General features: G+C 56.3%; 18 protein-coding genes and 7 pseudogenes. 11 read left to right on the forward strand and 14 right to left on the reverse strand.

Annotated features, from left to right (window positions below):
- Nucleotides 1–2 precede the first annotated feature (2 nt).
- The 3 genes from JTP94_RS15680 to JTP94_RS15690 are packed head-to-tail and all read right to left on the reverse strand — an operon-like array spanning nt 3 to nt 1,513.
- The gene (locus JTP94_RS15680) at nt 3–305 is read right to left on the reverse strand and encodes a TrbC/VirB2 family protein (protein ID WP_204851403.1); all 303 of its coding nucleotides are present in this window, start codon (nt 303–305) and stop codon (nt 3–5) included.
- Complete coding sequence (locus JTP94_RS15685; RefSeq protein ID WP_204851404.1) at nt 302–970, reverse strand: lytic transglycosylase domain-containing protein; 669 nt, start codon at nt 968–970, stop codon at nt 302–304. The genes JTP94_RS15680 and JTP94_RS15685 overlap by 4 nt, the downstream gene beginning before the upstream one ends.
- A gap of 3 nt (nt 971–973) precedes the next feature.
- The gene (locus tag JTP94_RS15690; RefSeq protein WP_204851405.1) at nt 974–1,513 is read right to left on the reverse strand and encodes a hypothetical protein; all 540 of its coding nucleotides are present in this window, start codon (nt 1,511–1,513) and stop codon (nt 974–976) included.
- Between the two features lie 98 nt (nt 1,514–1,611).
- Here JTP94_RS15690 and JTP94_RS15695 point away from each other — a divergent pair, with 98 nt between their 5' ends.
- A complete protein-coding gene (locus tag JTP94_RS15695) occupies nt 1,612–1,968 on the forward strand; it encodes a MarR family transcriptional regulator (protein WP_204851406.1) in 357 nt (118 codons plus the stop codon).
- Between the two features lie 340 nt (nt 1,969–2,308).
- Here JTP94_RS15695 and JTP94_RS15700 read toward each other — a convergent pair whose 3' ends face one another.
- Nucleotides 2,309–3,562: an aminotransferase class I/II-fold pyridoxal phosphate-dependent enzyme gene (locus tag JTP94_RS15700; RefSeq protein WP_204851407.1), complete on the reverse strand. Its 1,254-nt coding sequence runs from the start codon at nt 3,560–3,562 to the stop codon at nt 2,309–2,311.
- 147 nt (nt 3,563–3,709) lie between these two features.
- Entirely contained in the window at nt 3,710–4,408 is a 699-nt protein-coding gene (locus JTP94_RS15705) for a response regulator transcription factor (protein WP_204851408.1), read from the reverse strand.
- A 273-nt stretch (nt 4,409–4,681) separates the two neighbouring features.
- Between JTP94_RS15705 and JTP94_RS15710 the strand changes: the two are divergent.
- Nucleotides 4,682–5,619 (forward strand): annotated as a pseudogene (locus JTP94_RS15710) (nucleotidyltransferase and HEPN domain-containing protein).
- 395 nt (nt 5,620–6,014) lie between these two features.
- On the opposite strand, the gene JTP94_RS15715 reads toward JTP94_RS15710, so the two are convergent.
- A protein-coding gene (locus tag JTP94_RS15715; protein WP_246754998.1) for an IS5 family transposase occupies nt 6,015–6,796 on the reverse strand; the annotation gives its coding sequence in 2 pieces (ribosomal slippage) (nt 6,015–6,434 and nt 6,437–6,796; 780 coding nt in all).
- 144 nt (nt 6,797–6,940) lie between these two features.
- Here JTP94_RS15715 and JTP94_RS15720 point away from each other — a divergent pair.
- Together JTP94_RS15720 and JTP94_RS35555 are read left to right on the forward strand one after the other, a co-directional pair.
- Nucleotides 6,941–7,519 carry a dihydrofolate reductase family protein gene (locus JTP94_RS15720; RefSeq protein ID WP_204851409.1) on the forward strand — a complete coding sequence of 193 codons (579 nt, stop codon included), beginning with the start codon at nt 6,941–6,943 and terminating at the stop codon, nt 7,517–7,519.
- A gap of 162 nt (nt 7,520–7,681) precedes the next feature.
- Nucleotides 7,682–7,827 (forward strand): annotated as a pseudogene (locus JTP94_RS35555) (ArgP/LysG family DNA-binding transcriptional regulator); the annotation flags it as partial.
- 623 nt (nt 7,828–8,450) lie between these two features.
- Here JTP94_RS35555 and JTP94_RS15725 read toward each other — a convergent pair.
- Nucleotides 8,451–9,593, reverse strand: coding sequence for a helix-turn-helix transcriptional regulator (locus JTP94_RS15725; RefSeq protein ID WP_246755000.1), 1,143 nt, complete (start codon nt 9,591–9,593; stop codon nt 8,451–8,453).
- Nucleotides 9,594–9,905: 312 nt separating this feature from the next.
- Nucleotides 9,906–10,529: a LysE family translocator gene (locus JTP94_RS15730; RefSeq protein WP_204851411.1), complete on the reverse strand. Its 624-nt coding sequence runs from the start codon at nt 10,527–10,529 to the stop codon at nt 9,906–9,908.
- 437 nt (nt 10,530–10,966) lie between these two features.
- On the opposite strand from JTP94_RS15730, the gene JTP94_RS15735 reads away from it, so the two are divergent.
- From JTP94_RS15735 to JTP94_RS15750, 4 genes are all read left to right on the forward strand, one after another.
- Nucleotides 10,967–12,094: a helix-turn-helix transcriptional regulator gene (locus JTP94_RS15735; protein WP_204851412.1), complete on the forward strand. Its 1,128-nt coding sequence runs from the start codon at nt 10,967–10,969 to the stop codon at nt 12,092–12,094.
- Nucleotides 12,095–12,470: 376 nt separating this feature from the next.
- A complete protein-coding gene (locus tag JTP94_RS15740) occupies nt 12,471–14,123 on the forward strand; it encodes a hypothetical protein (RefSeq protein ID WP_204851413.1) in 1,653 nt (550 codons plus the stop codon).
- Between the two features lie 23 nt (nt 14,124–14,146).
- Complete coding sequence (locus JTP94_RS15745) at nt 14,147–17,278, forward strand: ATP-binding protein (protein ID WP_204851414.1); 3,132 nt, start codon at nt 14,147–14,149, stop codon at nt 17,276–17,278.
- Complete coding sequence (locus tag JTP94_RS15750; protein ID WP_204851415.1) at nt 17,275–17,628, forward strand: hypothetical protein; 354 nt, start codon at nt 17,275–17,277, stop codon at nt 17,626–17,628. Before JTP94_RS15745 ends, JTP94_RS15750 begins: the two co-directional genes overlap by 4 nt.
- Before the next feature lie 554 nt (nt 17,629–18,182).
- Here the strand turns inward: JTP94_RS15750 and JTP94_RS15755 are convergent.
- Entirely contained in the window at nt 18,183–18,374 is a 192-nt protein-coding gene (locus JTP94_RS15755; RefSeq protein WP_204851416.1) for a hypothetical protein, read from the reverse strand.
- 100 nt (nt 18,375–18,474) lie between these two features.
- On the opposite strand from JTP94_RS15755, the pseudogene JTP94_RS15760 reads away from it, so the two are divergent.
- Nucleotides 18,475–18,948, forward strand: a pseudogene (locus tag JTP94_RS15760) (IS6 family transposase); the annotation flags it as partial.
- A gap of 90 nt (nt 18,949–19,038) precedes the next feature.
- A pseudogene (locus tag JTP94_RS35795) lies at nt 19,039–19,149 on the forward strand (IS6 family transposase); the annotation flags it as partial.
- Nucleotides 19,150–19,294: 145 nt separating this feature from the next.
- Here the strand turns inward: JTP94_RS35795 and JTP94_RS15765 are convergent.
- From JTP94_RS15765 to JTP94_RS15780, 5 genes and pseudogenes are all read right to left on the reverse strand, one after another.
- A complete protein-coding gene (locus JTP94_RS15765; RefSeq protein WP_204851417.1) occupies nt 19,295–19,918 on the reverse strand; it encodes an aldose 1-epimerase in 624 nt (207 codons plus the stop codon).
- Nucleotides 19,918–20,083, reverse strand: a pseudogene (locus tag JTP94_RS35560) (3-ketoacyl-ACP reductase); the annotation flags it as partial. The gene JTP94_RS15765 and the pseudogene JTP94_RS35560, both read right to left, overlap by 1 nt.
- A 200-nt stretch (nt 20,084–20,283) precedes the next feature.
- Nucleotides 20,284–20,655, reverse strand: coding sequence for a hypothetical protein (locus tag JTP94_RS15770; RefSeq protein WP_204851418.1), 372 nt, complete (start codon nt 20,653–20,655; stop codon nt 20,284–20,286).
- Between the two features lie 217 nt (nt 20,656–20,872).
- A pseudogene (locus JTP94_RS15775) lies at nt 20,873–21,223 on the reverse strand (carbohydrate ABC transporter permease); the annotation flags it as partial.
- A gap of 311 nt (nt 21,224–21,534) precedes the next feature.
- Nucleotides 21,535–22,755, reverse strand: a complete 1,221-nt coding sequence (locus JTP94_RS15780) for a multidrug effflux MFS transporter (protein WP_204851419.1) — start codon at nt 22,753–22,755, stop codon at nt 21,535–21,537.
- A 160-nt stretch (nt 22,756–22,915) separates the two neighbouring features.
- On the opposite strand from JTP94_RS15780, the pseudogene JTP94_RS15785 reads away from it, so the two are divergent.
- Nucleotides 22,916–23,652, forward strand: a pseudogene (locus JTP94_RS15785) (TetR/AcrR family transcriptional regulator C-terminal domain-containing protein).
- Nucleotides 23,653–23,959 lie beyond the last annotated feature (307 nt).

Genomic DNA, 23,959 nt, shown 5'->3' on the forward strand with positions numbered 1-23,959 from the left:
TCTCAGCTCCCTGAGATCGTGCTGACAATCTGCGAGGCACCGAAGATGATGCCGATGCCAAGCACGACATAGGCTGCCTTTCGCAGATCGAGATAACCGAACATCCACGCGATGCCGACGATAATGACGGCGATCGTCGCGAGCAGCTTGGCGACATTGCCTGTGAGCAATGTGACGATGTTCTGCAGAACCGTCTCGATGCCGCCGGTGCTCTGGGCGAAGGCGGGTTCGATCGTGACTGCCGAAAACAGGGCGGCCATCAAGGCAATGGCTGCAAGTGAACGCATATTGATCCTTGACATCATTCAGGCTGCTCCGGTTGATCGTTTTGGAAAACGAGCGCGGACGAGCGCCGCGCCACGTTGAACACATCCCAGGACGGCGCTTTCGTCGTCCATTCCTGCGGCAGCCCAGCCTTGCCGTCGGAAGACGGACTGGTTGCCTGATCCTTAAGAGGTGTCGGCTGCTCAGCGCCCCGCCCTATTGTCAGCGTCGCCAGCCCTCCTGAGAGCCGTTCTGCCTCTCGCTGGACCTGCTCGTCATACCGAACCATTTGCCCGACGGAAGGATCGGAGCGCCCATAATAGGACTGCAACATTACGTGCTTGGCCTGCTCCGATGCCGCGCCCGCACGCATGGCTAGGCGATAGTAACCGTCGAGTAGCGTCGCAGTCGCCTTGAGATTGAGACAAGGATCGAAGGCATCGGAGATCGTAAGATTGAGTTTATTAAGCTCCTCGATTCCGACACCGCCAAGCCCGAGCTGGATGTCCTGGTGCTCGGCAACCAGCCTGGCTGCGGTTTCGATCGCCTCCGCCTTGCTTTTTGGCTGCCGGTCAAGCGGAAGGTCGCTATTGATGCGGATATTGAAGGGCTGAAAATTGCTTTCCAGACTGACGACGGCAGCCAGCGTTTCTACCGCAACCGCGGGCGCGCAAGTTTCAGCAAGATCGATGAAGGCGACGGCCATGGGTCAATACCACACACGTTGACTACCGACGCTGTCGATGTTCACGTCGATATAATGCGGCTGCGAGCGCCTGCTCGGTCGCTCGATCGGATAACCCATGCATTCGACGTGCTTTCCCTCGCGCTGCCACCGAGCCGAGGTGACCAGATCGGTGCTTTCGGCAGCACCATTGCGGCCGGAGCGACAAAATCGGGCATCGACCTTTTGAAGTGTTGCGGAGACGCAAGTCGCCTCTTGGCCGCGGTCACCATAGCGCGCGGTCAGGCTATAGCCGTCATTGCATGAATAGGGTTCATATCCGGGTTGGGAAGCACGGAAACCGACGCCGCTGCAAGTTGGAAAGGAATGTCCCTTGGCAAGCGTCTGCCAGAGCTTGCTGATCGGTGGACGGCACTCGGCAAATTGCGTCGGGCCACCCGGATTAGAAAGGCACAGGATAACCTGGCATCCCCAATCATCGGCGCGCGCATCACCCCCTGAAATAAGGTATATGGGAATACAGCCGGTAACGGCGGAGACTATTCCAACCAGAAGGCTTTTCATGGCTAGGACCCTTCGATGTGACAGCATCAAGCGATCTTTACGACTTCAGGATGGAATTTCCTCGTCGCTTAACTAACTTATATAATGCAGTTAAAAAGATGACAAGTACCTTCAACACACAATTGCATAGTCTTTCGTTCGCAGCCTTCATCCTGCGTGAAATCATGGATCATCCGCAGGAAGACGAGACGCCACAATCCAGACTGAAGCAGGTCGGCATGATGAGCATCCTTTACATCATGAATCAGGGGCATCAGGCTCTAACCATTTCAAATCTCGTGGAGATTACGAAGCTGACGCGTGTGGGTGTTTCGGAAGTCATAGAGCCGCTGCTCAAACGTGGCATGCTCACGGAGACATTCGTGAAGAATTCGATGGGGCGCGGCAAGGCGCGTCAATTCGAGATCGCACCTGAGATTTTTGAAAAACTGAGAGCCTTTGGACAGAGTAAGTAGCAAGGCCAAAGGACGCGATTATACTATATAAAATTATTCACTATAATTCGATTGCCCAATTGCGATGCTCGCGTCTGCGTCGCATTGGCTATGCATGGAAAAGATGTCGAATGAGCGCGTCCTACGTCAGAAGGGCTCGCCAAGCCTCGCGAAAACCTGCGTTTCCCTAGAGCAGCTTGCAAGTGATTTGCATTAAGCCCATGCTATACGCCTCAGATCTTCATTTTTAACCGCTACGCCCTGCCGGCGCCCCAAATGGGCGCCGATGACAGAATGGCACTTTGCGGAATCCGAGGCCAGATGTGCCGTTTGAACTCGTCGCCGAGATCCGCCTCGCCCATCATTCCAAATTTGCCTGGATTTCATCCCGGATCGCAATCACTGCTGCGCAGAGAGACCTGATTTCCTCATCTGAGTGGCCTGCGGTGACGCAGATCCTTAGGCCGGCGTTGCCCCTTGATACAGTGGGAAAGAAGATCGCCGAGGTGTAGAAGCCTTGCCTGAAGAGACTTGTCGCGGCGCCAATCGCGAGCAATTCATCACTAAGATGAACAGTGCGGATCGGAAGCCGAGCTCCGTGCTGTTCCGTCGGCATCAAACCGTCAAGCAAGGCTATTTTTTGCTGCAGCGTTCGCTGCAGATGAGGTAATTCTTCGGTTCGATGCAATTTCGCAGATGCCAGACCGGCACCAATAGCGGCCGTGTTGAGCGATGCCGAAAAGGCATGAGCCACCGCAAATCTGCGGAACAGGATCTCCTGGTGCGCTGTACCCAGCATAAGCATGCCACCAGATGCACCGAAGCCTTTGCCGAGAGATGCTGCGATAATGGTCCTGTCGCCCAATTCACCAATCTGGGACTTCGCAAAGCCCTCACCACGCTCGCCGAAGAGCGAGATTCCATGAGCATCGTCAATATAAAGAAACAGGCCATATTGTTCTTGGAGGCGGCGCAGGCCGGATATCGGTGCACTGCCGCCCATTGAGTAGACACCATCGCAGATATAGGCGACGGCTTTATTCTGGCGGCATAGTCGCTCGAGAGCATCGAGGTCGTTGTGGGCTATTGTCTCGACCCGCGTCTCCTGAGCAATGGTGCCCTTGTGATGGGCAAGGGTTGCATGGGCCAGGCGATCGAACACCATGACGGCCTTGGGACCACCAGTGAGATGGCCCGAAGCGACCAACGGCAAGGCACTCATATTGGCGGCGAGCACTGTGGTGTAAGTGATCACCCGCGCGGCGAAGAGATCGGAGAGGGATTCTTCCAACTCACCGAGACTCGCAAAATTCAGTCGAGTGCGGGCGCACGACCAATGCAGTGTGCCCGAACTCCGTACGGCTTCGGCGGCACCTTCGACAATGTCGGGATGATTGTCGAGGCCCAAATAGGAGCATCGGACAAAGTCGACAACCGCACGATCCTCATAGTTCAGCCTGACGGCCCTGCCGTCCGACGGATGGGCGTAGATCGCCATGATACCTTGATAGTGGGCAGCTTCGAAATGTCGATCGGCCGTGTCGACGAGGCTGCCGGTATTACGGTGGGTTGTTTTCCTGTTTCGATCAGAACGCGCGGAAATTTTCTTTTCCATGTTTCAAACTCCGGTCCATCAGTGTGCAGACCAGAGGTTGAAATCAGTTCCCAGCAACCTCAACAAACTAGGCACTAAATCTTATGAAATATACAATATTACTAATGTTATATGATCGCTTATATGTGAAGCAGCACGAGTGTAGGACTAGCCGAATTCGACGGCGTAACCGCTGGAGCGAATCGTGCGGATAATATTGTGACCGATCATCTGCTCCAGCACACGGCGCAAACGCCCTATATGAACGTCGACCGTTCTCGGCTGGACATAATAGTTCGGAGGCCAGGCTGCTTCGATGAGTTCCGATCGGCTAAAGACGCGGCCAGGTGCTTGAAGCAAACGGCATAGAAGCTTGAACTCTATCGGACCGAGCTGAATTTCTTCCGAGCCGTGCCTGACCAGCCTCTTGCCTACCTCGAGGCTGAGTTCCCAAACGTTGAACGTACTGCCGTCCCGGCGGATGCCTCCTGTTCCCAGAGGCAACCCTGACATGAGAGATTGCAGATAGGCCAATATCCTTGCCGGCGAAATCGGGCGAACAAAACTTTCGGTCACACCGGCCTTGAGCAGATCCAGATAGTGCCGCTCATCGCCGCTGGGTATCAGCGCGAGCAACGGGATATGCGCCGTTGTCCGATCGGCTCTGATCAGGCTACAAATGCGCAACGCACGCTCTGCATTGTTTTCAGTGTCGAGGACAATCGCTAAAACAGACGTGCGTCCTGCAAGTTCCCCCACCTTTTCCTCGTCCAAAAGCGCGGAACTCAGCCCCTCCACTGCGAGAATGTGGCTAAACACGAGATAAAAGTCGGGATTTTGCGACCAGAAAAGAACCTCTGGATTCATACAACAGCCCTTCTCTTGTTAACTGCCAGATCGAAGATCCGGAATTGTGTTGCATCAAAAATAGCGGCGAGATCACCGTACTTCATAGATTTCCGCCGTTTTTGGCTCAACATTGCCCAATATTCGCATTTCCTACATAAAAGTCTAGTATAATTCTCCCATTTTTGATGCAACATTTTTGTTGCTTTTCCTGCCGTCTTCGCGCACGCTGTGGATTTGAAGCGCAAGCTCCTTTATGCCTGTCCTATGTCCGTGAAAGAGCCGCCCTTGTTCATGAAGTCCAGCATCGACCATTTGCCGCCGCTTAAGCGACGCGAGCTCGCTCGGGTCCTAGAGGTGTTGCATAAGAGTTTGAAGACGCGCTGAAGGGTGGGTCGGCGGACTTCAAGAAGCGCGGCCGTATTCTGAAAATCATCCTGTTCGGATCCTATGCACGCGGCAGCTGGGTCGACGAGCCCCATACCAAGAAGGGCTACCGCTCGGACTTCGATCTGCTGATTATCGTGAACAATCGGAAGCTTACCGATTTCTCCGCCTATTGGCAGAAGGCGGCGGACCGCTTCCTGCATCTCGACGAAATCAAAACACCGGTCAATTTCATCGTGCATTCGCTTCGTGAGGTAAACACCCTACTCAAGCAGGGCCGGTATTTTTTCGTCGACCTCCGCCGCGATGGTGTCGTGTTGTACGAACTCGATGATAAGCCGCTGGCCAATCCCAATCTCCTTCACCCTGCGGACGCCTACAAATTTGCATCAGAGTATTTCGAAGACCGGCTGCCCCATGCTCGGAAATTCGCAAAAGGCTCGTTATTCTACATGAATGAAGGCGATTTCAAAGAATCCGCGTTCCTCCTACATCAGTCGATCGAACAGGCTTATGCCACGTTGCTGCTCGTGCTGACTAATTACAGCCCAGCCTCCCACAATCTCAAGCACCTGCGTGGTCTCGCTGAAAGTCAGGCGCAGCAGTTGGCAGAGGCTTGGCCACGCGACCAACAGCGCTTTGTCGCCTGGTTCAACATTCTCAACGAAGCATATGTTAAGGCGCGCTATTCAAAGCACTATGAGATAAGCCGAGAGGCACTCGCATGGCTCTTGAACCGCACGACGGATTTGATCGATCGGGTGGAAGCAGTCTGTCAGGATCAGCTTGAAGCACTAAGGATAGACGTAGAAGAAGCCGATCGCCGCTCACGGAGACGATCATAGTCGCAGAACTAAAACTTCGTCGGATTTCTTCCACGAAGCCTCTTTCCGCGTGACATGTTTGTCACGAGCAAAATGCCCAGGACGATAGGATGGTCAGCTAGATCGACCTTCGCAGCTCCTAAATGAGCTTCCAACGTCCGGCTTCAAAATCAACTCCCTGCGCCGGACGCAGGAGGTGTTTACTTGTCCCGAAATTCAACGACACGTGCAGCAGCAGGCCGCTTTGACGGCAAATCGGATGCCACTCGCAAGGATCATCAAATAGTCCATGATATGATTGCGCTTTATGGAGACAGCGCGCCAACGACAGTGGCGTGGTGCGCATTTGAGGCTTGGTGCGAAGGTGACGAAGAAGAGTATCGTTTTTGGTTGAGCATCTTTCTCCGCCTGCGCAACTAGGCTGCGGACTCATAAAACCTAAGCCAGAGCCGGATAGCACCAAGCTTTGCAAAGGCGAGGTAAGCTGAAGCGTACCTGTCGTATCGTGTTGCGATGTGCCTGAACTGCTTGAGCTTGTTGATACAGCGTTCGACGAGATTGCATTTCTTGTACTTGCGCTTTGAGAAGGGGATTTCTTCACGTCTGTTTGATTTTGGTGGAATGACGGGCGTGCAGTTCTGATCTTCGATCATCTCCCTGATCCAGTCGGCGTCATAGCCTCTGTCGGCGAGAAGGCTCATTCCCTTGGGCAAATCTTGCAGGAGCAGTTCGGCCATCGGGGCATCATGGGCCTGACCGGGGGAGAGTTCGATCTGCAGCGGCAGACCGTGTTCGTTGACCCGCAAATGCATCTTGGTGGTCAGTCCTCCCCTCGAACGACCGATACAACAAATTCCATCCTGTTTTTTTGGGCGGCAGCTTGCTGGTGAACCCGCACACTTGTGCTGTCGATCATTTGCAGCTTCTGGCCTTTGGCCTCATAGGCAGCGATGATTGCATCCATTAGCCTGTTCCAGACACCGGCTTTCCGCCAGCGGTTGAAGCGATTGTAGACCGTCGTGTAAGGCCCATATCTCTCGGGCAAATCTGCCCAAGGCGAACCTGACCTTAGCTGATAGAAAATACCGTTCAGCACGCGCCGGTCATCGACCCTCGGAACGCCCCGCGCCTTGTTCGGCAAAAGCGGCTTGATCACATTCCACTCAAACTCAGTCACGTCATAACGTCCGTGGGCCATCGTAAACTCCTTTCGGAGTTTGAATCAGTTTTCAGCCGATTTGCCTATCGCTTATGAACATGCGACCTAGAGTAGCTGTTCTGCTGCCCGCAACAGCCACAGCTGAAGCGTGACTACGGTATCGGAAGATTGTATGCTTGTCGCATGGGACTACTGATCTTCAGCACCAACGTCACCTTAGACGGCTGTGTCGACCACCAAGAAGGAATCGCCGACAACGAGACACACGCCTTCTTCACTCGCCTCATGGACGAGAGCGGGGCGATGTTGTGGGGCCGCGTCACCTACGAGATGATGGAGAGCTACTGGCCAGCGGTCGCCCGCGGCGAAGCGGAGGTACCGCCGCCGATGCGCGAGTGGGCGGTTAAGCTGGATGCCAAGCCGAAGTACGTGGTGTCGTCTACGCGAAACGACTTCCCGTGGAACAATAGCCACCACATCGCCGGTGATCTGCGAACAGGCGTGCAGAATCTCAAGGGTGCGACCCCGGCGGGCGTGCTCCTCGGTAGCGGCAAGCTCGCGGCTGAGCTGGATCGGCTGGATTTGATCGACGAGTACAAGTTCCTCGTTCACCCCAGGATCGTCGGCCACGGCCCCACTCTATACGAGAGCGGCTTGCCTAGCGCGCGACAGCTCGAATTGGTTTCGGCGAAGCCGCTCCACAACGGCGTTGTTGCTATGCACTACCGACGCTCTTTGACGAAAGTCGCAAGGCAGGAATAGCTCATAGCCGGATTTTCACAACCGTGGGCGAGGTCTTCTCTGCGGCAACAAAATTAATGAGTATGCGACCTAGAAAGGCTTCGATTTCACTGATGGATTCGAAAAACCGCCGTCGCCATGCGCTGGCCGCTTAGGAGTTCAGCCTGCCGAATTAGCCTCAGCTTGGATTCCGGCCGGCTAGCTGAGCTTATCCCGGAAACGCTATTTGACGTTCCCCTATATTGGGAGATGAACCGTCTTGCCGCTGATCGGCTGGTTGACTGACGCGCGAGGTTACGATCGTCGCTAAGCATCGTCTGCTGGGCTGAAACGAAGCCGAAACGTCAAGAACTTCATCGCCATGACGGGCGAGAAGCGACGGGAAAATAATCCGCTAGGCTCAAGGCGAGAAGCGCCGTGAGTGGCCCTAGCCCACTCTGCGGCGTTTCGATAGTTTTATCTCCTTCACCTTGTGCAAAGTCGAACTTTCGATCCCGTCATTCCGTTGAAGCGGACGAGATGTCCGACGAAAGCCGCAAATGCTGCTCTGATATGAGGGGAATCGAACCGGCGCACGCCGAAAGCCGGCGTTGAAAGATGCGAGTATAGCCGCTTGGAACTGTAGACCTGTTCGATGAACCTCGACAATCGTTCGGCTACGTCCGTAGAGCTCTAGTCGTCAGCAATATAGACAGTCTTCGACTATCAGAGTTTTCATGAAGCTCTCAGCCTACGCGTTGTGATAACGGTTGCAGACCGCGTTCATGGAGCCGGTAGCCCAGATCCGCAGCCGGACCAGACGGCTCACAAGATATTATCTTTATTGAATTCTTTCCGAGTCAGTCTCTTAGGATTCTCGATCAACCGATAGTCTTTACCCAACGCAATAGCCGCCAGATTCACGACATACCGCACCGAAGAAAAATGGGCTGTGGCTTAGATGTGAGCTCTTTCAGGCGGGTGACGCAAAAGAGGCGACAAGTCTGACAAGGTCAACCTGGCGCCGAACACCCGTTTTCTCGAAAACGCGGAGAAGATGCGTTTTGACGGTGGCGCTCCCCAGGCCAAGCTCATCCGAGATCTCCCGCCGGGTCCGGCCCGCAACCAACATCTCCGCGATCCTTACCTCTGCAGGGGTCAAACCATACAGGGCCGCGAATGCATCAAATGGAAGACTTATCGGTCTATCCGCCGGTGTGACGAAGAGGGCCGCCGTCGCTCGCCGGAACAGGCCGGGGCGACTTTCCCGCCTTTCCAGCGGCAGGACATGGATGATATAGGGCTCCCCGGAGGGGCCGTGGATGGGAAAACCGGTGCCGCCGCGGCGTCCGAGCAGCATCTCATCACCGGCCGCCTGGGCGACTGCATCCTCCACAGCGGACGAAGCATCCAGGACGGCAATGCGGCCATTTGTGACTTTGATCGGATCCTTGCGGGCCAGCATCGCCTCGGCGACGGGATTGGTATGGATCAGAGCCATCAATTCATCCACCAGCACGACGCCAACCGAGAGGCCATCCAGCACTGATGCAACGTTGGCGGCTGCAATTGACTGCAATTCGAGCAATTGGCTGATTGCTATAGCGCGCCGGAAATGCGGCGCCAGAAGTCGCAGGCTGTCGACTTCCCCATTTCCCACGATACCGGCCGTGCTATGCCGGCCAAACGAAAGCGTGGAGACCATGCGTGTATTGCGCTCCAATCCGATCGCAACCGCATCGATGACACCTTGGGGGCCAGCCCATTCGATAAAATAGCGGCTGGCCAAGAGAGTGGCATTCGGCACGACCCTGGACTGGACTATGGGTTCCTCAAGCGGGTATTGTTTGACGCGGGCGTCGCCGCCCCAGAGCTCCACGAGATCGTTGCCATAGTATGGAAGCTCGCCGAGTTTCACTGAATCGATGCCCGTCGAAACGCCAAGCACAACGTTGCCACCCGGCAGGGGATACACCCCGAGAACCGCATAGCAGAAGTCGAGTTCTCTTCGAATACTATCGACAACCGACTGCCACAGTCCGGGATCGAGAACACAATCGTATATCGTGCCGATAAGTGTGGAAATCCGTTCCAAAGGATAGGTTCGACCAACCATATTGTCCAACACCATAGTTAATGAAACTGAGGAGATGACCTGTTCTTTGCGAATATCGGCTCGCGTGGGCTAATCCTCACCCGAGATCCGAGTATACATGCTGAAAACGACATGAAGAGCATTTAAAATGCCATTTTACATCTGCAGGAAAAAGAGGCGCCGTACGTCAAGCGTAATCCAAATGCCGAGAAACCCGCTCCGCTTGCGGTCGGGAAACGCCCTGGGAACTTCTTCAGTCGATCGATATTGCCGCAGCGCGCTATCCGAAGGATCAAGACGCGCGCGGACCGGCGCAGGACTTGGGCACAACACCTACGGAAGAGAAGACAATAGTGTCGTTATACCGAGAAATAGAAATACCGCTGCAAAGAATAGATCAAAGCGATCGAGGTGACGCCCCGAAAGCGATTGCAGCCTGTCATTTGATGCCATCACAGCGACCATGGTAAACCAGCCCGCCGCAATTACGAAGATCACACCAGCGCAAACAAAGGTCAAGAAAGAAGAGGATGCGACAAGGTGGGAAGACGCGAAAAACATAGCGGTGACCGGATTGGCCATCGCAGTGAGGAAAGCCATCCTGAAATAACCCGATGTAGGTTCCGCGGCCGTCGAATGCGTCCACCTTGCCACCACGCGTGTGCGGCTCAAGGACTTGACAGAGAGATAAACGAGATAAGTACCGAAAAACACCGCGCCTAGCCGTTTCGTCGTATCGCTTACGGGCAAGAGACCAGTGCAGAGCGTTACTGCGAGATAAAGCAGACAGGCGCCGAGCGCGACGCCAAGAGCCGCAGCAACCGCATTCGCGCGCTGCGAATGCAGCCCGGCGGCGGAAACGATCATCAAATTCGGCCCGGGAGAGATGGCCAGCAAAAGATAGGACAGGCCGAAGGATATCAAATGCCCTGCGGGACTTTCGAAACTGTCAAGCATGGTGCCATGTCCATTCTATGCAACGGTTTGCAACACCTGGGCCCAGTGTGATCGTGTCTGCCAGCCTGGCAGCCCCCATGCCAGGCTGGCACCACGGTTGCGCGCCGTTACCTTCAGAAAACGGCGCGCCCGACCGTGATGCGAGCCCTTTGCCGGCCCGCATCCTTTGATATCGCGGAACTCGAAAAATTCTTCGCCAAGCCGTGGTACGCATCACATCTGCAAGATCTGCCATATCCACCCGCCCCGGCTGCTCCAGCCTGACGGGAAAATCATCACCCTGGCCGTGCATTTTCTGCTTGACGCTTTCAACCTTTCAGATTTCTTTAAGGTTGGCGTCCGCCATTTGGTGGATGCTGCAAGACTTTCCAGATCTCTGCCATGTCGAATTACGCAAAGTTGCCGGTGGAGGCGGCAGCCCAATCTCGGAGCATCCAATGTCCGAACAGCACGAATTCGCGCAACGCATGTCAGATCTCATAGGCGCTATCTATGATTGTGTTCTTATGCCTGAAAAATGGGGGGGTGTTATCGACGCGATACGCGCCGAATTCAACTTCCACAATGCAATCCTCTCCGTAACGGCGCATGAGGGAATTCATCTTCTGGGCGCCTTGGTGGGCGTCGACAGCTATTGGTCCGCCCGAATGCTAAACTATGGATCGGCGGTTACGGACGCTTGGGGCGGCATCGAGAAACTGACCGAGTATCCGCTTGAGGAGCCGGTCGTGCAGTCTCGCGCGATGCCCGGATACGATCTCGAAGGCAATCGTTATTTCGTTGAATGGGTAAGGCCGCAAGGTATTACGGACGCCGTCAACATCAGTCTAGAGCACAATACAACGACTCTATCGAACTTTACGCTTGGGCGACACGGCTCGGCGGGGCCGATCACCGATGGGGAAATCGAGGGGCTGAGGATGCTGGCTCCGCATATCCGGCGGGCTGTCGCAATCAGCCAGGTCCTGGAACTGAAAACGATAGAAATTTCCACCTTCGCCTCGACGCTTGATACGTTCAATTCAGCGATCGTGCTTGTCGACGAAGACGCCATCTGTGTTCATACCAACGCCGTGGCAACCGCAATGCTGAACGCCAAGGATCCGCTCACGCTGAATGATGGGCGCCTCGCTTTGCCGCGGCAGGCTGCCACGGCCGCTTTGAAGGAAGCGGTCAAAAGTGCCGCGACCGGCCCGCTGACGTCGCCGCCGAGACGCTCGGGCATCCCGGCGACCCGCCGCGACGGAACGCCGATGATCCTGCATGTCATGCCGCTTCATCGCGATATCCTTCAGAATGCGGTTGCCGCGATTTTCGTGTCACCATCGGTCGCCTCCCCGCAAATGCCGGCTGACGCCCTGGCATTGCTCTACGGCCTTACTCCAGCAGAAACGCGCGTCTTCGAGATGATCGTGGCGGGACAAACTCAAAGAGGTATCGCCGTAAAGCTCGGGCTCGCCGCAAGCACGATCAAGACGCATCTTCTTCGTGTCTTCGAGAAGACCGGCTGCAAGCGTCAGACCGATCTCGTGAGGCTGGCGGCATCACTTTCCATTCCGCTTTGACCCGCTGTTGATGCCGCCCTCGGTCTCTGCGCCTGGACCACACGATTGATTCCTCAAATGGCACTGCTTCGCGCGCCTTAACCACACGCGTCTCCACCAAACGGTTGATGCCAACATCAGAAAAATCTGGAACGAAAGATGCGTGACCTCGAACACGGATGTGCGGCGACTTGGCCAGGCGACGGCGTGAGCGGGAATTCGGGATTGATCGTCGCGCGCGCCATCAACCAGATGGCGAAAAGAAAGCCGGGTGAAGGTTAACTTTGAACGAAGTGTCACGTGTTTACCCACCACCTCGGATACATGGCAACCGGCGGAATATACCAACAAAATTCGCCAAGATACGAGAATTTCATTTGTCTGGCGGAGGTCGTGCTTGTTTAATCGAGATCCTAAGAATTCGGACGAGACAGACTGGCGTTTGGTCACGTTGGTAATTCTTAGCGCCGCCGCGATTTTTATGGCTGGCGTGGATATGCCATCGCTTTCGGCAATTGAAATTTCCCTAATTCATCTTTTTGCATCTTTGCTTTCGGCAATTATAATTTTTGCTGTTTTGGTATTTCACTGGGATTCAATGGTGAAGTTTACCAGGCTGACGACGTTTTGGCGCGTTCTTCTAATACTCGTTCTGATTGTTTCGAACGTCTTGATTGCTTATGGCGCCTTTGTCGACTCGCCGAGGGCGTCAATTGCCACGGTGCTTTCGGTTTTTGCTTCATTTTATGCAATTTGGTCCATGCTGTTCGAGCTACTTCTCGAGCGATTCTTCCCCTTGAACCCACGTGAAAAGCAAAAAAAAGAACCGGCTAACAGAAATTTAAAAAGCTACGCCATCAGGTTCTGGATATTATTTTCCAGTATAATGGGTCTAAACGCTACCATTGGTGATGAAGGATTCGTTAAATCTCATTTTTCACCCAGCTTTGTTGATATATTTTCTATAATTAATATGATATTATCATTTATTATATGTTTACTTATTATAAGAATATCTTCTATTTATTTAAACAAAATGATGATTTCTACGAAAAACAAAACTATTTGCTTTATACTTTCCTTAGTAGGATCTATAACGTTCAATATTTTTCTCAATTATATCTCAAAAACCCCACCATACAGTAACAGACTAAGTTTTACTATTGAGATGACGATCCTTACTTTGTGCGGATTTATTGGCCTATTTTCCTGGTCATTCGGCGATTTCTTTCAACCAAAGGGATCACCCCAAGCCCAAACGCCGGCCAAAAGGGATGCTTATGAGCCCTCTACCGCCCCCGCACTCTCAAGACATCGTTCGGAGACGGTGTCGTCCAATCTCGCTTTTGCAGCAGAAAATGTACAACCAAAGGAAGCAATAGCGACTTCCGAAACCCTGGGAGCATCTCCAATGCGCCGACGTGGCTGGCAACTTCCCGACCCTCAGTCGGTCTCTGATACATCGCCTCCACGGCAGGAAGAACACACAATCCCCAGGACCCCACCGGCACTCACTGGGCAACAAATACCGGCGCAGACGATGGCCGGCAGCATTGCCGGCCAGGTCACCGATGTCGAACAAGCGACACTTCAGAGCGGCCAAACTAACGTGCCCATTCTCACGCTTCGGCTTGAGCGAAATGATCCCCATGCGGGACGGACCTTTGTCGCCAGCGTGAGGCTGGTGGGCACCAGCGTGAGCGGATTCGCCGACGTCGGCGACTGGGTGGAAGCCATCGGCCGAAAGAGTCCGACGTTTCTCGCCGCCACGCGATGCGTCAATCACACCACGCAAGCCGTCTACATCGGTGGGCTGACCAGCAGGTGGCCGTGGGCACGACAGGGCCTTTTTAAAGTCGTTACTACCATCGTGGGTGTCGCAATTATGTTACTTGTGTTCTCGCAGTTGTCCTCTCAGTTCAACCAAGCGGGTCGCCAGATGCTATCCAATTTTCAACAGGCCTCCCAACAGATGCAATCCGATTTCGAGAAATCTTCCCCCCCAACCATACACTTCAATTTACCTGCCCCTGTAGTGCCGAAGCGTTGATTGCAGGAGGAGAGCCTCAAGCCATGCCTATTGAATCTCTTGTTCGCCCCGAAGCCCTGGACTACATAGCCGGCCTCTCGCTCGATCCGACGCGCATGCCACCGCAGGCGTCATGGGCGCCCGTTCCCTCCAAGGCACGGCGGCTCGAACACATCCTCGGTGTCGGCTTCAATGAAAAGCAAAAAGAGAGGGACCTGCCGGCGAAATTCACGACGGAAGCGGTGCTCGCGGGGCTCGCCGGCGAATCCATTCCCTTTGCATTCCAGGTGATTGGTGCGCCCGATGGCGTTCGCTTCTCCATCGGCACGTGGAGCGTCGAACAGGACGCGGGCCTCGACCAACAGCACAAGGTACTCGCCTCCCTGCTTGATGGGGCCTATCCGTCCATGGACAGAACCGTCCAGGCGATCGACTCCAACTTGCTTGCGCCTATGAAACTTGGCGGTCTTGCCTACGGCGTGCCAAACGGCGAGGTTCGCGATGGTGATGCGCCTTGGGACCGGTTGTTGCGAGGTCTTCACGGTGGGGTCTTCGCAGTTGTGGTGCTGGCCGAACCCATTGACCTGGTAACCATCGCCAAGCTGCGTGATATTGCGCTGGACGATCAGCGGGCGGCACTCGCGGCAAGCGAAACGCGCGGCGAACTGCCTCTGACCCGCGCCTACAGTCGGCACGTGGAAGAACTCACCGAGTCGCTCAACCGCGGGCTCGCCATTGGAGCCTGGCGGACGGGCGTCTACCTTCTCGGCGACATCGGCAGTTACTGGCGCCTGGCAGCGGCGTGGCGCGCGCAGTTTTCGTCGGATCGTCCACAATCACCGCTTCGTGTACTGCCATTGCCCGAAGCGCAAAAGCTCGCCGGCAATTGGGCCTTGCCTTACCAGCCCGCTCCGCCAGGTCCACGTATCTGGCGGCACCCCTTTCTCAATCAGAGCCTGCTCGATACGCGGCAGCTTGCGGCAATGGTTCATTTCCCCCGACGCGACTCATCCGGCTTCTCCGTTCGATCGGCGCCGCCATTCGCCGTGTCTCGGCCGGTGCAGCAAAACATACAGAAGGCCGTGGAGGTCGGTGAAATCCTTGACCAGCAGCGCAAGACCAACACGACGTATCGCACTGAGCTGGATCAGTTTACACGACACGCCTTCGTCAGCGGTCTAACAGGCTCCGGCAAAACTAACACGGTGATGCATCTGCTTATGCAAGCGGCGGCGGCCGACGTCCCTTTTCTTGTGATCGAGCCGGCAAAGACCGAGTATCGAGAATTGCTTGGCCAGAAGGGCCTCGCAGACAAGCTTCGCGTTTTCACGCTGGGTCGCGAACAAGTGGCGCCACTGCGAATGAATCCGTTCGAGATCCCGCCAGGCGTCGACGTTTCGACCCACCTCGACCTGCTCAAAGCCGTCTTCATGGGAAGTTTCGCGCTTTGGATACCGCTTCCCCAAATCCTCGAGCAATGTTTGGTTGAGCTTTATACGGAGCGTGGATGGGACTTCACTACGGGTAGGCACGGCAGCTCAGATGTCACGCCGAAGGTTCCGACGATCGGCGAACTTGTCGCTGCCGTCGAGCGCACGGTTCCAAAGCTTGGATACAAGGGAGAAACCACGCAGGAAATGACGGCTTCGCTCACGACGCGCCTCAACGGCTTGCGGCGCGGAACCCGGGGGCTGATGCTTGACGTCGAACGTTCGGTCCCGATCGGCGAATTGCTGAGCGCGCCGACGATCATTGAACTGGAAGGGATTGGCGACGATGACGACAAGGCGTTCATCATGGGGCTCCTCTTGGTCCGCCTATACGAGCACCGGCGGGCGGAATACTCCGCACGCCTCGCCACTGCGGCCGCTGCCAACCTGCCTGTGCCACCAGGCAACCCGCTGTCGCACATCGTGGTGATCGAAGAGGCTCACCGGCTGCTGTCCGGCGGAAAGAAGTTGGAAGATTCCTGGCACGCGGATCCGCGCGGCGCGTTTTCTGATGCATTCTCACAGATGCTGTCGGAAGTGCGCGCTTACGGTCAAGGCATGATCATCGCCGATCAGGTTCCGGTCCGACTCGCACCCGATGTCCTGAAGAACACGAACCTGAAAATTGTTCACCGTTTGGTGGCCGGCGACGACCGGGAGGCGATGGCTCTCGCCATGTCGATGGACGAAGAGCAGTCGAAGATTCTGTCGACTCTCCCGCGTGGACGTGCGGCAGTGTTCAGTGAAGGCGATCACTCGCCGGTCATGGTGGCCGTGCCGAAGGCGAAGGATCTTGGCGTCGCCATAGCGATTGACGATGCCAAGGTTGCCGCCGTGATGACTAAGTGGCGATCGCGGCCTGAGATCGAGGCGTATTTCGAGGAAAGCCAGTTCCATTCTTTGGCGGGCCAGACCCCCGGTCAGTGGCGTGACGCGCGTGCGCTCGCCGAATCCTCCGATGGACGGCTGCTCGGGATACGGCTTTTCAACACTGCGGTTGCCGCCACTGACGGGCTCGATGTGGTATGGCCCGACGTGGTCGCTTTCGTCGCCGCGCGCACTCCGTTTGGCGAGGATCTTTCAGAGCGAGTTCACGCTTTCGCCTTGCAGGTGCTTCACATCACTGTCGCGCGTCGTGCCGTGCAGGGGCGATGGCCGAAGGCCGCCGTGGACTTACTGACCTCGGCCATGCGCGATTCTGTCGGCGAGCGCATCAACAGCAATCAGCTCTGGCTCGGCGCGACCGCTTCTCGTGGTTTGATGATGGAACGCGCAAAGGAACTCATGCGCCGCACGCATGACCCCTATCTGCTATGCACGGTGATCTGTGCCGATCAACTGTGTCGCTATCGCGATGTGCTGAAGGACGTGCTCGCCGAAGAACCGCACGCGGCATTCGGTGCTGATGTCAATCTTCAGTCCGAGCCGCAGAAATATGTTGTTCGGGTCGCCGGGACCGCCGCAGGTGATGTGATTGCAGTGTCTCCATCAGCGCCGAACGGGGGCGAAGCGCTCGACAATGCGCGCTGGCGGGCAACGGGCTGCGCCGCACAGATCAAGTTCTGTGATGCAAGCCCCTCGGAAGAAGCGGCCGATCTTGTCGCCTCAGCGCTATCGGCCGCGGGTTGGCAGGTGACACGACCCAAACCTGTAAGCATCGGTACAATTCGAAAGGAGACGTTATGAGTATTCTTCGGCTGATCGAAGTGAGCGTCGCGAGCGCAAAAGCCGCAATCGACACGGCATCCACCCCGCCCTCGGACGCGGATGCGGATGCGGCGATCATGCGCTTCGGCGTCCTGGAATTTCTGCGCGTGCATGCCTTGAGCGTCGAAGCGCAGGGTAATGACGCCGACCTCCTTAAGGCATACCGCGCGTGGCTCGAGACGGCGGTCGGGGTGTTTTCCACTGGTCGGCAAGACCTTGTGCCGGATTACATGCGCAGCGCTGGGCTGTTTACGGCCGAACTGGAACTCGCGCAGGCCAGGGCAAACGGTACGCTGGGGGCCTCTGCGGCCCCGGCGACGGCAGCGTGAGGGCAGTCCAATGACGAAAATTCCGTACGTCGGGATCATTCCTCCATCCGTGAAGGAATACGGTCTGAAGAAAGCCGAGCAGCTGCTCGATAATAAGGCGAGAGAACTTTTGGGTCTGCCGCCGAAGTCTCCATCAGTAGGTGGGAGCAGCACACCCGGAGGGACAACCACCGCAACAGGGGGAGACGGAAAGGCAACAGCAACAGGAGGAGAGAGCAAGGCAACGGCAACAGGGACGCCAGCAAGCACTAGCGCGCCGGCCACCACCACTAATACATACGTCATCGTCGGCGGCAATCCTCCTCCCGAGCCTGCGCCAAAACCAGTCCCAGTCCCAGTGCCAGTGCACCCCCCTGGTGCGGCAGGCGGCGGATCGGCTCAACCTAAGGTCACCTTCGATTGCCCATCCGGCGGTGGATTATCGTTCACTGAGAGCAATGCAACGAAGCCCGAGTTAGAACTCATTAAGGAACTTGCTCTGGTTTGCCTCAACCAACAAAATCCGGGGCAGTCTGCCCAGACAAGTCAAGCCGCCCCTGCAACTACAACCCAGGCTACCCCTGCAACCCAAGCCCCTCAGCCCAAGCAACCGGAGCAGCCCAAAGCTCCAACGCCGCCTGGGCCACCACCGCGTGGGGTCGCGCCTCCTCCCGGACGCAATCCGCCATCACCGCAGCAGTCATCTGGGGCACCGTCTGACCCGCCGTCTGGCAAGGTCGTGCCGCCTCCGGGAAAGGATCCACCACCTCCACCACCTCCTCCGCCCGCACCGTCAAGCACGCCAAGCGCCACACCAAAATAGCCGGTGAGGTGTTGTCACATTAACCGGAATGGGTTGCCTGCCTGATGGGCTCCGCATTATTTTCGGCGATGCAGACAGCAGATATCAGTTTCGAGCGCCACCGTTTTCCGCCGCAGATCGTTGCTCACACGGTCTGGCTTTGTCTACGGTTCAACCTCAGTCTTCGTGAGGTTGAGGAAATGCTGCTCGAGCGTCGGATCGACGTATCCTATGAGACAGTCCGCCGTTGGATCGCCAAGTTCGGCCCCCCAATCACCCGCAACCTGCGGCGGCAGACGCCCCCCGGCGATGTTTGGCATCTGGACGAAGTCGTCGTCAAATGTGCTGGAAAGAAATTCTGGCTCTGGCGCGCAGTCGATCAGCATGGCACCGTTCTCGAAGAAATCTTGCAGAAGCGACGTGATAAAGGGGCGGCAAAGCGCCTGCTGGTGGCGTTGATGAAGCGCTATAGCTTTGTTCCCAAACGGATCATCACCGATAAACTCCGCTCCTACGGCATTCACCGCCTCCGCGCCATGGCGCAGTGGAAAGCCATGACTGGAATGTGCTTGATTTGAGCTGCGGCTACCGCCATTCAATCAATCGACAACAACGTGACAAGCCCCTTCGAGGTGATGAACGCGCTGCGCAAGGGACAGGCGGCACTCTGGCAATACGAGAGCGGGGTCATGGGAGAGGTGCGTCTCATCAACAGGCAATTTGGAGTCTATACAGTCTGAAGCAGAAATCAACAAACCCTTCCGCAACCGTCGTCGCTCTTTGCAACAGAGCCCCACCAAGTCCCGCTTCCCATCGATTCTCGGTTAACATTACGGTGCCCCGCCATGAGCTACGCATCGGCCTTTGAAGGCTTTCCGCGATCTGTCAAAGGCTCGAAGCTTGAAACATCGCGGAAACATGCAGGCCCTCGTCCGGCATCAGGACTTTCAGCCCGTTTGCTTCTGGACCTCCCGGCAGATTGAAGGCATCCACCGCGTGAGTAACGGGCTCGACGCAGACGAAATCGGCATCGCCGTCAGGCGAGAAGACGACATAACGGTTGAGCAAATCTTGCGCTTCGATATCGACCGCAAGACCCCGATTCGGCCACTCCAGACGCGCCTTCCCATCCCAGCCGTCGAACCAGTTGTTGGTCCAGGACGAGGGCAACATTTGCATCTCGCTGAAATCAAGACTGGGGTGCCGCGAGACCGGATCGACCCTCAAGGGCAGATGATCGGGCTGTTCCAGCCAGACGCGCTTGGCGCCGGCCTTAAGAAGCGTTGACGGTTCACGCACAAACCAGGGATGAAAGCCGGCGCCGTAAGGCAAGCGCATTGCGGCCCGGTTCGTAACCGTGAGTTCCGTGACAAGCGACGGTCCTTCAAGGCGATACGTCATCGTCGCGTCGTAGACGAACGGACCAGGGCCGCGACCCGACAAGCTGAGCATGACCTCTACCTCGCCCACTGAAACCACGGACCAAACGGAGCTGAAGGCGACCGTCATTACCAGCCGCCGTCGATCGCGATGTTCTGGCCCGAGATCATATCAGACGCAGGCGTCACAAGGAAATGCACGAGGTCGGCAATGTCGGACGGCTGTATGCGGGCCGAGCTCACGCGCCAGAGATTTGGTAAGGCCGAGCATCGCGCCTTTGGAAGCGACGTAAGGGGCCCTCCGGGCTGTGAGCAGATTGATGCCGGCCTCCGACATGGTCGCAACCCACCATCGCCGACGGCGACGTTCTGGTTGGCGCCCTGCCCATCGATCACAGGATTTGCCCTAGATGCGACGCCGCATTGTGCAGGAATTTCCAGCACGACATAGAGGACGATCCGAGGATCGCCCTCTGCAACTCTACGCCGATCCGGCTATTTGGCCACGTGCCAGACGTTGCCAACGCCATCGCCGTTCATGTCGCCTGACTTTTTATCTCCCGCAAAGGTATAAAGCGGCTTGCCGCCATAAGCCCACATTTCCTTGCCGTCGGCATCCTTGACCAACGACCACTCACCCTCTGCCTTGGCTTTGCCGGCAGCGTGAAAGGCTGGCCACTTCTTGAGGCAATCCTTGTCGCAGTTTGATTTACCTTGGGCATCCTTGTCGAACGTGTAGAGGGTCATGCCCTTTTCCGTGGCCATGACCTTGCCCATTTTGGTGTCGACCATCTTGACGGGCTCGGCCGCCAGAGCCGGCAAAGTTGTTGCGGCCAAAAGGCCGATCGCGATCAGCAACGTTTTCATATTTTCCTCCCATTCGGGGGTACCGACGAAATGTCAGCAGTGCCCGATATCGCCATACAGAAACGTCCGGCCGTCAACGTGGTTCCATTTAGCGGCTGGGCAAACTGCACAACGGCAACTGCCTTCCTATCGCAATGACATTGCATGAAAGGCCCGGGTCACAACGAGCACGTATAACGGATTCTTCTCGCTGCCTTATCGATCCGTGTTTTTGTCAGGAAACGTGCAAAGCAGCAGGCGCTGTCTTGAGCGACGGCGTCCATACCGGGGAAGGCTTTCGCACCGCGAGCCTCTCGGAGATGAGCTCGACCTGTGTAAGGGCAGCGTTAAGCGCTCTGTATTGCGGATCGTAGATCAGACGCCAGAGCATGGCATTTACGATCGTCGGAAGCGCCCAAGGCAGGATCATCAAGGCGCGAAGGAGCCCTCGACCGTAAAATTTTTGGTTCAGGAGCATTGCTGCAAGTACCCCCAGGACCATTTCGACCGTCACGGATGCCAATGCAAAAATAAGCGTGTTTATCAGCGCGCGCGAAAAGTTCGAACCAGACAGAAGTTTGGCGTAACTGCGTGCCGCCGAGACACAGAAGATACCGTCTCCCCATCAGATCAACCCGTCAAAACTCGTAAGACATAAGCCTCAAACCTGTGCTTGAGCTTTCCTGCTTATGCTGCATGTCCGGTCGAAAATGGGGGCAGTTTACTCACCCGGCGCACCACTCCAACGACAATGAGCGATTTTCGCTCGGAGAGAATCGGCCTATGCGGAAAATTTACTGCGCCTCTTGAATCTACGGGCCGCTTTACCGGACGTCGACGCACACAAATGCAGAAGGCCCGGAGTTACCCGGGCCTTCGCGTTTTCGGGGGAGCAAAGAACTACTCGGCAGCCGGCGCGTCGGCTTCCGTGTCTACCGCAGCATGGCGTCGTCCCGTTGTTGCCTGAGCCAATCCGAACGCAATCAGGGCGCAGACAGCGATACCGATGACCATCGGCAAGGCCGTTCCGTCGAAAAACAGGCCCGACACGGTCATGGCGACAGCGGCCGCCACGAATTGCAGCGTTCCCATCAAGGCCGATGCCGTACCGGCAATCTCGCCGTGGTCCTCCAGCGCAAGCACGCCGGTGGTGGGAATGACCAGCCCAAGGCAACCGAAACCGACAAACAGGAAGGCTGCCATGACAGGCAACTGATTGAGCCCTGCGGCCATGACAACAACCATAGCGGCCATCGCGACAGCGAAGGAGGCCACCGCGATCCGCATGATGCGAACGAGACCGAACTTGTGCCCAAGCCAGCCGGTAGCCTGCGAGACGGCGAAGAACGATACGGCATTGATCGAGAAGGCGAGGCTATATTCGGTCGGCGTCAGGCCATAGTGCTCGATCAGCACAAAGGATGAGTTCGCCAGATAGACCAGAAACGCGGAAAGTCCGAAGCCTCCGATGAACGTCATCGCCAGGAAATGGCCGTCTTTGAGCAGCATTCTGTAGGCCTTCATCGCGCTGCTGAGATTGCTACGCCGGCGATCCGCTTTCGTCCGCGTCTCCTCAAGCTGCGTCGACAGGAGAATAAGTCCGATGACGGCGGCGATCGTTACAGCCCAGAACACGCCACGCCAGCCATAGAAGCTGATCACGGCACTGCCGGTCAGCGGCGCAAGAATCGGCGAAATACTGAAGACCAGCATCAGCAGCGACATGAGCTTGGCAGCCTGAACACCCGTATGCATATCGCGCACAACCGCGCGCGGTACGACCATGCCGGCAGCTCCGCCGATGCCCTGCACGAAACGGAACGCGATCAGCATTTCTATACTGTTGGCGAGCGCGCAACCGATGCTGGCCACGGCAAAAAGGCCAATACCGATGTAAAGCGGCAGCTTGCGTCCCCACATATCCGAAATAGGACCATAGAGAAGCTGCGCGACCGCAAAAGGAATGAAGAAAAAGAGGAGACTGAGCTGCACGACACTCGTCTCGGCATGCAAGTCCTTACCGATCGAAGGTAGCGCCGGAAGATACATATCGATTGCAAAGGGACCGATGGCCGACAGAAGACCGAGGATGAGCGCCATGCGAAAGAAGGAGGTCGTCATGATGATGATCTTTCAAGAAGGCGCAACACTAAGGGCGCCGCATCGCTTTTGGCGGAGTTTCAATGGATTGGCAGGGCGAATGCGATGACTTGGGAGAACCATGCATGCGCTTTGTTATTCTCGTCCATAAATTTGGACATAGATGTAAAATTAGACACTATTGTCTAAAACGTCAACACGTCTTATCTTCGGCTCATGAAAAAGCGAATTCCCTCGGCAAGAAAGGCAAGCGGCCATACCCAGCGAGGCCAATGCGCCAAGCGCATCTCCATATTGGATGCCGCCGCAGAGGTCTTCTGCCGGGAAGGCTTCTCCGGAGCAAGCATCGATGAAATCGCTATGGAAGCATGTGTTTCCCGCCAGACGATATACAATCATTACCGCGAGAAAGAGACACTTTTCATGGCGGTCGTGCAGGATGTCATGGACCGTGCCAACGCTGCACTATTCTCCGTCCTGGCGACATTTCCCAACAACGCAGACGATCTTGAGAACGAGCTGGCCGCTTTCGCCGCGGCGCTAGTGCGCAACTGCTCCTGCAATCACGATGGAAAATTCCTTCGCCGCATGGTCCAGACGGAAGGCGAGCGCTATCCGCACCTTTTCGAGGCCTGGCGTAAGCAGGGTCCGGGTCGCGTGGATGCAGCGCTGGCCGCACTCCTGGCGCGCCTTTCGAGCCAGGCCAATCTTGCTATGGACGACTTTGATCTTGCGGCACGACAATTCCTCGCCCTCATCAATGCCGACCTGCAGATGATCGTCCTCTTCGGCGAGACGCCGACCGATGAACAGCTGCAGATCGCGACCTGCAAGGCCGTGCAGACCTTCCTGCGCGCCTACGTCAAGCCATCGGAGAAAACCGGGGCGACGAGCGAAAAGCGATTACGCGCGGGATAATTGGCCCTCATCCCGCTTCAGAGGCATCTCCGTTCGGCAAGGCAAAGACGTAGGCCGGTTGCCTCCTCTGACGATCTTCAGCGTCGATGGGGACTTCGCTGTTCAAGCCCAAGCCACCCCTTCTGCGCGCCGCCTGACCCCAGAAAAATTACCGGTCTCCGTTTCAGCCGCCTCTGGCACTGGTCGAGCGCGACCGCATCCGATCCCGGTTTCGTGGTGTTGCGCCAAGGCTACGCGGCATCGGCGCAATTAGCTATCGAAACGGTCCAAGCCTCATATGAAAACGCAATCGGTGTCGGTCTGGTTT

It is taken from the genome of Martinezella lusitana, from assembly GCF_016901135.1.
Lineage (GTDB): Bacteria > Pseudomonadota > Alphaproteobacteria > Rhizobiales > Rhizobiaceae > Rhizobium > Rhizobium lusitanum_D.

Bases quoted from the DNA above. Each gene is read 5' to 3' on its own strand.
- JTP94_RS15730 (WP_204851411.1), bottom strand. From the start codon at position 10,529: ATGCTTGACAGTTTCGAAAGTCCCGCAGGGCATTTGATATCCTTCGGC.
- JTP94_RS15750 (WP_204851415.1), top strand. From the start codon at position 17,275: ATGAGTATTCTTCGGCTGATCGAAGTGAGCGTCGCGAGCGCAAAAGCC.
- JTP94_RS15720 (WP_204851409.1), top strand. From the start codon at position 6,941: ATGGGACTACTGATCTTCAGCACCAACGTCACCTTAGACGGCTGTGTC.
- JTP94_RS15690 (WP_204851405.1), bottom strand. From the start codon at position 1,513: ATGAAAAGCCTTCTGGTTGGAATAGTCTCCGCCGTTACCGGCTGTATT.
- JTP94_RS15770 (WP_204851418.1), bottom strand. From the start codon at position 20,655: ATGAAAACGTTGCTGATCGCGATCGGCCTTTTGGCCGCAACAACTTTG.
- JTP94_RS15745 (WP_204851414.1), top strand. From the start codon at position 14,147: ATGCCTATTGAATCTCTTGTTCGCCCCGAAGCCCTGGACTACATAGCC.
- JTP94_RS15680 (WP_204851403.1), bottom strand. From the start codon at position 305: ATGATGTCAAGGATCAATATGCGTTCACTTGCAGCCATTGCCTTGATG.
- JTP94_RS15735 (WP_204851412.1), top strand. From the start codon at position 10,967: ATGTCCGAACAGCACGAATTCGCGCAACGCATGTCAGATCTCATAGGC.
- JTP94_RS15780 (WP_204851419.1), bottom strand. From the start codon at position 22,755: ATGACGACCTCCTTCTTTCGCATGGCGCTCATCCTCGGTCTTCTGTCG.
- JTP94_RS15765 (WP_204851417.1), bottom strand. From the start codon at position 19,918: ATGACGGTCGCCTTCAGCTCCGTTTGGTCCGTGGTTTCAGTGGGCGAG.
- JTP94_RS15725 (WP_246755000.1), bottom strand. From the start codon at position 9,593: ATGGTTGGTCGAACCTATCCTTTGGAACGGATTTCCACACTTATCGGC.
- JTP94_RS15695 (WP_204851406.1), top strand. From the start codon at position 1,612: ATGACAAGTACCTTCAACACACAATTGCATAGTCTTTCGTTCGCAGCC.
- JTP94_RS15705 (WP_204851408.1), bottom strand. From the start codon at position 4,408: ATGAATCCAGAGGTTCTTTTCTGGTCGCAAAATCCCGACTTTTATCTC.
- JTP94_RS15685 (WP_204851404.1), bottom strand. From the start codon at position 970: ATGGCCGTCGCCTTCATCGATCTTGCTGAAACTTGCGCGCCCGCGGTT.
- JTP94_RS15700 (WP_204851407.1), bottom strand. From the start codon at position 3,562: ATGGAAAAGAAAATTTCCGCGCGTTCTGATCGAAACAGGAAAACAACC.